Here is an 8,131-nt window from a genome sequence, read left to right as displayed (position 1 = left end):
AAACAGTCGAAGTTTGCTCGGCATAGGGTGCGCGATTCTCGCGCAGCGAGACCATGATCCGAGGAACCGTATGCATCAAAAATGCACGTACGGGTCTGTGGGAGCCTCGGGCGGGCAACCGCCTGGGGCCACCCGGACATCTACTTCAATCTCGACTGAGATGCCCAAGAAAGAAGTCATTCAGGTCAGTCTGGCCGCGGCGAATCCTAATCTGTCGCCCGCGACGCGGTTCGGCAATCTGGTCTTTGTGGCCGGGCAGACGGGGAGACACCCGGTCTCAGGGGAAGTCGGCAAAGGCGTTCGCGAGCAGACGCGTTACGCTCTGCTGCGTGTCAAGACTATTTTGGAAGCCGCTCGCACGTCCCTCGATAACGCCCTAACCGTGACAACGCATCTGACCAAACGGGAAGACCTCGCGGCCTATAACGAGGAGTACGGCAAGTTCTTTCCGACGAACAAGCCGGCGAGGACCACCGTGGAGGTGATGTTGAACTCCCCCGATCTCCTGGTGGGATCACCGTAACTGCTTGCATTCCGGATTAGACGTCAAGGATGAAGGATGAGGGATGAAAGCGGAAAGCTGGAAGATTAACAAAGCGATCAGCCGTCAGCGATCAGCTTTCAGCGGCAGCATCGGACATCGCTACTGTGATCCGAGAAGGCCCTGGCAAGAAATTCACATCGAAGAATGAGGCCCTTCGGCTAGCTCAGGACAGGCTCCGGATCGAGGGGCGGGCAAGAAAAAGAAAAATCAGACGCTTCCACGTTTCGGGAATTCCCGAAACGTCGAAATGACGACTTACGCGATGCTGGTCGCTACCGCAGCCTTTAATTTCTTTTCCGCGAAGTGTTTTTTCATAGCAGCGCGCTTCTTTTGTCTCTTACGTTTCTGCAAATCTTTTCGTGAATTCTGCTTCATGCTTATTCTCCTTGTGCGCCGGGATAAACCGGCTGATTGTTTGTACGATTCAAATCAAAGGCGGGTATGTCAATCGCCTAAGAATGCGCCGCGTGTGCCCGGCACACGAATAGTTTTTAGTTTTGCCGCCGGTTCGTCTTCTGCTTACCGGCCTCCAGCACCGTGTTGATGCGCGCCTCTGCGGCAGCTTTGCTTTCGTCCATCACTGCCGCGATCTCGGATACCACCAGCGCTCTCGCGCGCTGAAGGGTCTCCCGCTCGTTCGACGCCAGTGTCTTGGTGCCGCTCAACTGCGTCAGGGATTCGACTACTCGGGCCAGGTCGAATATCGATCCCGAGTTGAATAGTTCCAGATTCTCCAGGTTTCGCTGGCGCCAGCTTTTCGGTCCAGGATCTGTAGCTGGGCCGGTGCGGGTCTTGAGATTGGCCAGTAGCTTGGGAATCTCGGATCGGTCCAGCAATGACCGGATTTGCAGATCGCTCGACTTTTCGACCGGCACGAATAACTCGGCGCTGCTGTCGTCCAGGAGTGTCAATCGGTAAAAGCTTGCCGACGTTCCACAAACGACTTTATTGATGACCGCGCCGATGAGACAGGGTCCCCGGCCCGGATAAACAACCTTATTGCCGACCGTCAACCTCATGCGAATCTCCATATTCCGCTGGAGCCCGGGTGAAGCGAAGTTTTCCAGCTCGTGCTTGATTAGTCCGGATTACGAACCAAAGGGAGGAGAAGTCCGGTACGATGTTCGTGATGATTCATCTTACCATCTCCGAGGGATATAGGATACAGCTGCCTGCTTCGCGGCGAAAGAAAGTTTCCCGCCCGCGGCATTTATTTCGCAATCGGAGTTGACATCGCGTGCGGCACCGCGTACAGTGCATTATCTTCTTCAGTATACGGCCTTCTGAGGAAAGCAAAAAGTTTGAAGGCCTCTTGTCAGTCTCTCTCCTTGCGAATGATCTCTAAATGACAATCCGACCAGGGCGTGGTTTTAATAAGTTTAAAAACCCATGTTCTCGCATTTGCAGTCAGGTTCTGAGGAGCAAAGACCATAACAGTCTCTTAGGAGGAGAACATGGGTAATAAATTATATGTCGGTGGTTTGCCTTATTCCGTAACGGAAGGGCGTTTACAGGAACTTTTCACGGAGCACGGCACGGTACAGTCCGCGAACGTGATCTCGGATAAGTTCACGGGTCAATCCCGCGGTTTCGGCTTTGTCGAGATGTCGTCGGGCGACGAGGCCCAAAAGGCGATCTCGGCGCTGAACGGCACGCAATTGGACGGCCGTACTTTGGTGGTGAACGAGGCCAAGCCGATGCAGAAGCGCGACGGCGGCGGGGGGGGCGGTGGACGCGGCGGGAACAGGGGCGGCGGACGCGATCGCTGGTAGTTTTCGCGTTACGTAAGTAGTCAAAGGGGCAACCGGTCGGGTTGCCCCTTTTTTTTTAGGGTAAAAAAGGGTTCGGGAGCCTTGTCGTTGCAGATCGATAGTTGCCTAGGCCGTGTTGGCAAACCCTTCCTGCACTTCTTTCTCGAAGCCGAGCAGCTTCTTGACGCTCGGGCGCTCCTGCATGCGCTTGAAATGCGCCGCGACGTTGGGAAAGCCCGAAATGTCCACCTCCAACTGGGTGGCGCGGCGGCAGCACCAGAAGAAATGGGCGTCCGGGGCGGTGAAATGGTCGAAGAAGTACTGGCGCCCGGCCAGCATCTCGTCGGCGATGCCGAAATTCTCGAACAGACCTTCCGTCGCGAGCTTGATCACGCTGTCGGCCGCGCCGTCGCAGACCTTGGGCGGGTTGTTGATCCGGCTCAGAAAGGGGTGGATGCCGCTGGCACACCAGGCGTGTAGCGAGACCGCCTTCAACTCGTCCCACGGATCGCTGGGCAGGATCTTCGCGTCGGGGAAGGTCCGATGGACCCATTGATGAATGGCGACGTTCTCGGTCAGTATCCTGCCGTCGACCACCAACGTCGGCACCTTGTGCTTCGGGTTGATTTTCAGATACTCGGGCGTGAAATGCTCCCGCTTGCGGTAGTTGAGCGCCCGGACCTCGAAATCGGCGCCCGCTTCGGTCAAGGTGACATAGGGCGCGAGCGCGCAGGTGTTGGGGGCGTAGTAAAGAGCGATTTTCATTCTGGTCTCCTCAATAGATTCATTGTCACGTTTGCTCAAATGCGCAACCATGCCTTCCCATTCTTCGCTTTTCACGTAACCATCGCCTTTGATTTCTTCTCCGCTATGTACTTTTTCATAGCAAGGCGCTTCTCTTGTCGCTTCCGCCTATGCAAATTTTTTCGTGCATCCTGCTTCATGTTTATTCTCCTTGTGCGCCGAGATAACCGGCGGGTTGTTTCCGGATGGGAGTTCCGCACGGCGAAGGCTTAGCCGCCCAAGCCGGACTGGTGTGGATGTCCGGGCGATGACTTGGGGACAAGCTGTCTGGTCTTACGAAGACTGACACTTTCTCTGCTCCTGTGCTAGAGGCAGTGCATGGCAAATCTCCGTGTTCCAAAATTGATCGAAGGTGTCTAATGGATTGGGAGAAAACCAGCGGGTAATTTATTTTGATCAACCCCTATCTTTCTTCCGAATATAGGTTGATAGTAAAGTGCTGAGTCGGGCAGCGGAGGCATCAATGGATCCAAAAAGTGCCCGACCATCATAGCGGTAAAGACGGAAGCCAGGCATAGGGTTCCCTCCTCGGTTACCTGAAATTCTTCAAGTAAGCCCCCCCAAATTCAGCCCTCTCACCAGTCCAACCAAGGAGGTTGATATGTATACTCGCAACGTCGCAATAAAGCTGAAGGTCAATTGTGCGCCTGAGTTTACCCGCACACTTGAGAATGAGGTTATTCCTGTTCTCCGGAAACAAAAGGGATTTAGGGATGAGATCACTCTCGTCGCCCCGGAACGTAACGAGGTGGTCGCCCTGAGTTTCTGGGATAGGAAAGAGGATGCGGAGGCTTACGGCCGCGAGAAGTATCCTGAGATCTTGAAGACCCTGTCGAAGGTGGTTGAAGGTGTTCCGAAAGTGGAGTCCTTTGAGGTCGCAAATTCGACTTCCCACCAGATCGCCGCTAGAGCCGTCTAGCCAGAGAGCGCTTCCGGCCCGGCCCCAGCCGGGCCTCGGAAAAAAAAGAGAGGCCCTCGGGGGCCTCTCTTTTTTGTCGGGCTTCTGCTCGATGCGAACCACTTCCACTTTGTTGTTGAAGCCCGCTGATCAAACAGCTCTCAGCCAATTTACGCGGGGCTATCGTGGACTTGACATGAGCCTCACGGACAACTTAGCCTCCGGGGAGGACAGCCGATTTACCAGGAGGTGGCTCATGGCAAAGGCACTCGGCGTATTTTTGCTCTCTATATTTATCTCGGTAGCGCTGCTCACGGCGGTGTTCGCCGCCTCCGTCGAGGAGTTCTACAAGGGCAAAACAATCCAATTCATTGTCGGGGGCTCCGCCGGCGGCGGCTACGATACGTACACCAGGCTGATCGCGCGCCACATCTCTCAATATATTCCCGGCAAACCCGCCACGGTCGTCCAGAATATGCCTGGAGCGGGCATGCTGATCGCGGCCAATCACGTCTTTAACAGCGCTCCGCGCGACGGGACCGTCGTCGGGCATTGGTCGGGCCCGCTTATTCTACAGCACCTCATGGGAAACCCCGCGGTGCAGTTCGAGGGGCGCAAGTTCGGCTGGCTCGGTATGCCGACGGCGGATTCGCTCGTGTGCGTAACGACCGACCGCAGCGGAATAAAGACGGCAGAGGATTGGCGCAAGGCCAAAACTCCAGTCAAGCTGGGGGCGATCGGCCCCGGCACCAGCGGCACCGATGATACCAAGCTCCTCGCCGCCGCCACGGGTTTCCCCCTCCAGCTCATCGAGGGCTTCAAGGGTACCGCTGAAATCAGGCTGGCGGCGGAAACAGGGGAACTCGACGGTACCTGCGCCTTTGGCTGGCAATCGGCGAAGGTGACTTGGGCCAACGCGCTGCAGGCAGGACAGGCTCATGTCGTGCTCCAGACGATGAGCGAGCCTCATCCCGAGCTGAAGGGGGTCCCTCTCGCGGTCGACTACGCCAAGACGGACGAAGGGAAAAAACTTCTCCGGATCGCCAGCGACCTTTACGGCAAACAGAGGCTCTATTCTCTCCCTCCCCAAGTGCCCGCAGAGCGCGTGCAAACACTGCAGAAAGCCTTCATCAGCGCTCTGAAAGATCCTCAGCTTCTGGCCGAGGCGGAAAAGGCGAAGCTCGAGATCGACCCGGTCGATGGACCCGCCATACAAAAGATGGTGAACGGCTTGTATGAAATCGAGCCCGCCATCGTGAACCGGATCAAACAGTTATTGGCGTCAAAGTAGGAGGGTCAGTAGCAAGGATGAAGGAAGAGGGATGAAGATGAAAAAACAGACAAATCACTGACACTGGATCATGTCGCCTGAAGCTCGTGCCCTTGCAAAAGCACTTCTCAATCATCATCGCGAAATAGTTCGCCCGCCAGGGCAAGTTTCGACTGATTCCGCCCTCATTCCTTACGGCCTGCTCTGTGATAGAGCCGGTTTACGCTATCTGCAGCGCAACGTCGGTCCTTTCTTACGCGAAATTGCAGAGTGGTGTCACGACAATGGTTGGCCGCCGATAAACTCGCTGGCGGTAAATCATAAGAGTCGCCAGCCCGGCGAAGGCTACGACAAGGCTCCCGGGTGTAGCCGTTTGAATTGGCTTCAGGAAGTGGAGGAGTGTATCCGGTTCACGGGATATCCCGACACTCTCGAATGAAAATCATGCGACGCTTCCACGTTTCGGCAATTCCCGAAACGTCGAAATGATCCGTTCCGTGATGTTTTCACGTTTTCGCAATTGCGAAAAGACGAAAGTGAGGAGGCAAGCTTGAAACGTTTCACGGCGATCATCGTTCTTTTCCTCCTCGCCGGCTGCTCGGCGAGCGGGGCGAGATTTGACGAAAGCCGCTTTGCCACCGAACCCGTGCCGGCGGACAAGGCGCGCCTCATCTTTTTTCGCCTGGAGGAAAGCCCCGTCGGCGGTCCGCCCGCGCGGCTGGAGATCGACGGCGTCCGCGTCGGCGGGTTGAAGAACAGAGGGTTTCTCGTTGTCGATGCCGTTCCGGGAGAACGGGAGGTCGCCGCCGACATTTGGAGCGACAGCGGGCGATTCGCTCTCAAAATGAACCTCGAAGCCCAGCGAACCTACTACCTTCGCGTATCGCGGCGCGAAGAACACCATAAATATATGGCGCTGCCGCTGCTTTTCGGGCTTGCTGGAGGAGTTGTGGCGGCGAGCCTCAGCGACGGCAAGGGCCCATTCAAAATCGAGCCGATCGAAGCGGCCGAAGCGACCAAGTTGTTGCCGGAGTTCAGGCTTTCAGAGTAGGTTGGACGCTAGATGGAGGAACAGCATGGCTATTAAGTTGTACGACGCCGTGCCGTCGTCGAACAGCGACAGGGTGAAGATCGCTCTCCACGAGAAAAGTCTCGCGTACGAGCGCGTGACCCTCGATCTCGCGCGGCGGGACCAAAAGCGACCGGAATTCTTGCAGCTGAATCCGTACGGTAAGGTTCCCGTCATAGACGACGGCGGCAAAGTACTCTTCGAATCCTGCATCATCAACGAGTATCTCGACGAACGCTACCCCGACCCGCCGCTGATGCCCAAAGATGCGTATCTCCGCGGCCGCGGACGGGTCTTCATCGATTACGGCCTGAACCACCTGCACGAGCCTTATTGGGTGCTCAGGAACGAGATTTTTTTCAAGAAAGAATCCGAGCGGAACGCGCCGCTGATGGAAGAGAAGCGCGGCGCGCTCCGAGAGCTGCTGCGCTATCTGGAGGACGCGCTCGGCGACCAGCCCTATTTCCTGGGCGAGTTCAGTCTCACCGACGTCGCGCTGTGGCCGCGCTTCGGCCGCATGGTGGACTACGGCGTCCTGCCGGCGGCGGCGCTGCCGCGTCTCGGCGCATGGTGCGAGCGCATGAAGTCGCGCCCTTCGATCAAGAAATTAGCAGGATAATCGATGGGAAAAAACTATCAGCGGTCAGCAGTCAGCGATCAGCTTTCAGCAAGAAAAAGAAAAATCAGACACTTCCACGTTTCGGCAATTCCCGAAACGTCGAAATGAACCACTCGTGATGTTTTCACGTTTTCGCAATTGCGAAAACACGAAAGTACCACCTGCGGCTTGACGCGATGGTTCTCGCAACGTCACAATGATCTCGCAGATCGGAGATTCCCCATGACCGTTACCGACCGTATAGAAATCAACCCCAAGGTGATGCTGGGGAAACCTGTCATTCGCGGTACCCGTATTCCCATCGAATTGATTCTCAGAAAGCTGAGCGAAGGGGCGACTGAAAATGACCTGCTCGACGCCTACCCCCGGCTTTCGCGGGAAGACATCCAAGCGGCCATAGGCTACGCCGCCGACACGTTGGCGTGAAGACCGCATCTTAATCACGAAGATAAGGACTTCGGGCAACTGGTCTACGCCAACAAGCGGCCCAGTGGCGGCGTAATGTTTCTTCGTTTTCCGGCGCGGGCTCGACGCAGCCTTCCGCAAACCGTAGTGGACTTGGTGAGGCAAAGAGGAGAGCGGCTGATCGGCGACTTTGTCGTAGTTCAACCTGGACGGACGAGGGTGGGCAGAAGATATGAAAAAAAATAAGAGTTCGATTTCCAAAGCACGCTCGTATGCCGAAATCGGAAAGTATTGGGATCAGCATGACTTGAGCGGTGTTTGGGATAAGACGAGGCGGGTCAAATTCGACGTCGTACTCGAGCCCGAGGCGACTTATTATGCCGTCAAGAAAGATCTCTCCAAAAAATACAGTCGGTAGCCCGCGCACACAAGATTTCCGGTAACGCTCTAATTAATCTGTGGCTGGAACAAAAGATAAAAGAACGGAGACCGTCTAGAAGGCGTGGAAAGTTGGCGGCGAAGAACGCTTAGATTGGGGGAAGAAGAATCATCCACTTCCACGTTTCGGCATTCCCGAAACGTCGAAATGAGCCTGTCTGTGCCGCGGGCCTGTACGCCTTCGATTAGCGCTACGCCGCCTCCGCCTTGGCCGTGCAGAAGGGGTGCTTGCCGCCCATTCTGCAGGTCGCGCCCGCTTTGGCCAGGGCCGCCTCGTAGTCCCGGTGGATGGCGGGGTCTTCTTCTTCGTACTCGATCTGGTCGCCGCCTTCC

10 protein-coding genes are annotated in these 8,131 nt (G+C 56.2%); 8 read left to right on the top strand and 2 right to left on the bottom strand.

The features are described 5' to 3' along the window. Positions 1-160 precede the first annotated feature (160 nt). Both VGL70_13430 and VGL70_13425 read left to right on the top strand, forming a co-directional pair. Positions 161-523, top strand: a complete 363-nt coding sequence (locus tag VGL70_13430) for a RidA family protein (GenBank protein HEY3304526.1) — start codon at positions 161-163, stop codon at positions 521-523. Between the two features lie 43 nt (positions 524-566). Beyond that, complete coding sequence (locus VGL70_13425) at positions 567-692, top strand: hypothetical protein (protein ID HEY3304525.1); 126 nt, start codon at positions 567-569, stop codon at positions 690-692. A 343-nt stretch (positions 693-1,035) separates the two neighbouring features. Here the strand turns inward: VGL70_13425 and VGL70_13420 are convergent, their stop codons facing one another. After that, positions 1,036-1,563, bottom strand: coding sequence for a CarD family transcriptional regulator (locus VGL70_13420; GenBank protein HEY3304524.1), 528 nt, complete (start codon positions 1,561-1,563; stop codon positions 1,036-1,038). 435 nt (positions 1,564-1,998) lie between these two features. Between VGL70_13420 and VGL70_13415 the strand changes: the two genes are divergently transcribed. After that, on the top strand, positions 1,999-2,316 hold the full coding sequence (locus VGL70_13415) for an RNA-binding protein (protein ID HEY3304523.1): 318 nt from the start codon (positions 1,999-2,001) through the stop codon (positions 2,314-2,316). A gap of 105 nt (positions 2,317-2,421) precedes the next feature. Here VGL70_13415 and VGL70_13410 read toward each other — a convergent pair whose 3' ends face one another. Then, complete coding sequence (locus tag VGL70_13410; protein HEY3304522.1) at positions 2,422-3,060, bottom strand: glutathione S-transferase family protein; 639 nt, start codon at positions 3,058-3,060, stop codon at positions 2,422-2,424. A 640-nt stretch (positions 3,061-3,700) separates the two neighbouring features. On the opposite strand from VGL70_13410, the gene VGL70_13405 reads away from it, so the two are divergent. From VGL70_13405 to VGL70_13385, 5 genes are all read left to right on the top strand, one after another. Then, positions 3,701-4,018, top strand: coding sequence for a hypothetical protein (locus VGL70_13405; protein ID HEY3304521.1), 318 nt, complete (start codon positions 3,701-3,703; stop codon positions 4,016-4,018). Between the two features lie 235 nt (positions 4,019-4,253). Continuing rightward, positions 4,254-5,288 carry a hypothetical protein gene (locus tag VGL70_13400; protein ID HEY3304520.1) on the top strand — a complete coding sequence of 345 codons (1,035 nt, stop codon included), beginning with the start codon at positions 4,254-4,256 and terminating at the stop codon, positions 5,286-5,288. Between the two features lie 529 nt (positions 5,289-5,817). Next, positions 5,818-6,318: a hypothetical protein gene (locus VGL70_13395; protein ID HEY3304519.1), complete on the top strand. Its 501-nt coding sequence runs from the start codon at positions 5,818-5,820 to the stop codon at positions 6,316-6,318. A 25-nt stretch (positions 6,319-6,343) separates the two neighbouring features. Beyond that, the gene (locus tag VGL70_13390; GenBank protein ID HEY3304518.1) at positions 6,344-6,955 is read left to right on the top strand and encodes a glutathione S-transferase family protein; all 612 of its coding nucleotides are present in this window, start codon (positions 6,344-6,346) and stop codon (positions 6,953-6,955) included. A gap of 222 nt (positions 6,956-7,177) precedes the next feature. Beyond that, complete coding sequence (locus tag VGL70_13385; GenBank protein HEY3304517.1) at positions 7,178-7,381, top strand: DUF433 domain-containing protein; 204 nt, start codon at positions 7,178-7,180, stop codon at positions 7,379-7,381. Positions 7,382-8,131: the final 750 nt, after the last annotated feature.

The organism is Candidatus Binatia bacterium (genome assembly GCA_036504975.1).
In the GTDB taxonomy this organism is placed as follows: Bacteria; Desulfobacterota; Binatia; order UBA9968; family UBA9968; genus JAJPJQ01.
The sequence above is the reverse complement of the archived record's forward strand: the minus strand, read 5'-3'. Positions and strand labels throughout refer to the sequence as shown.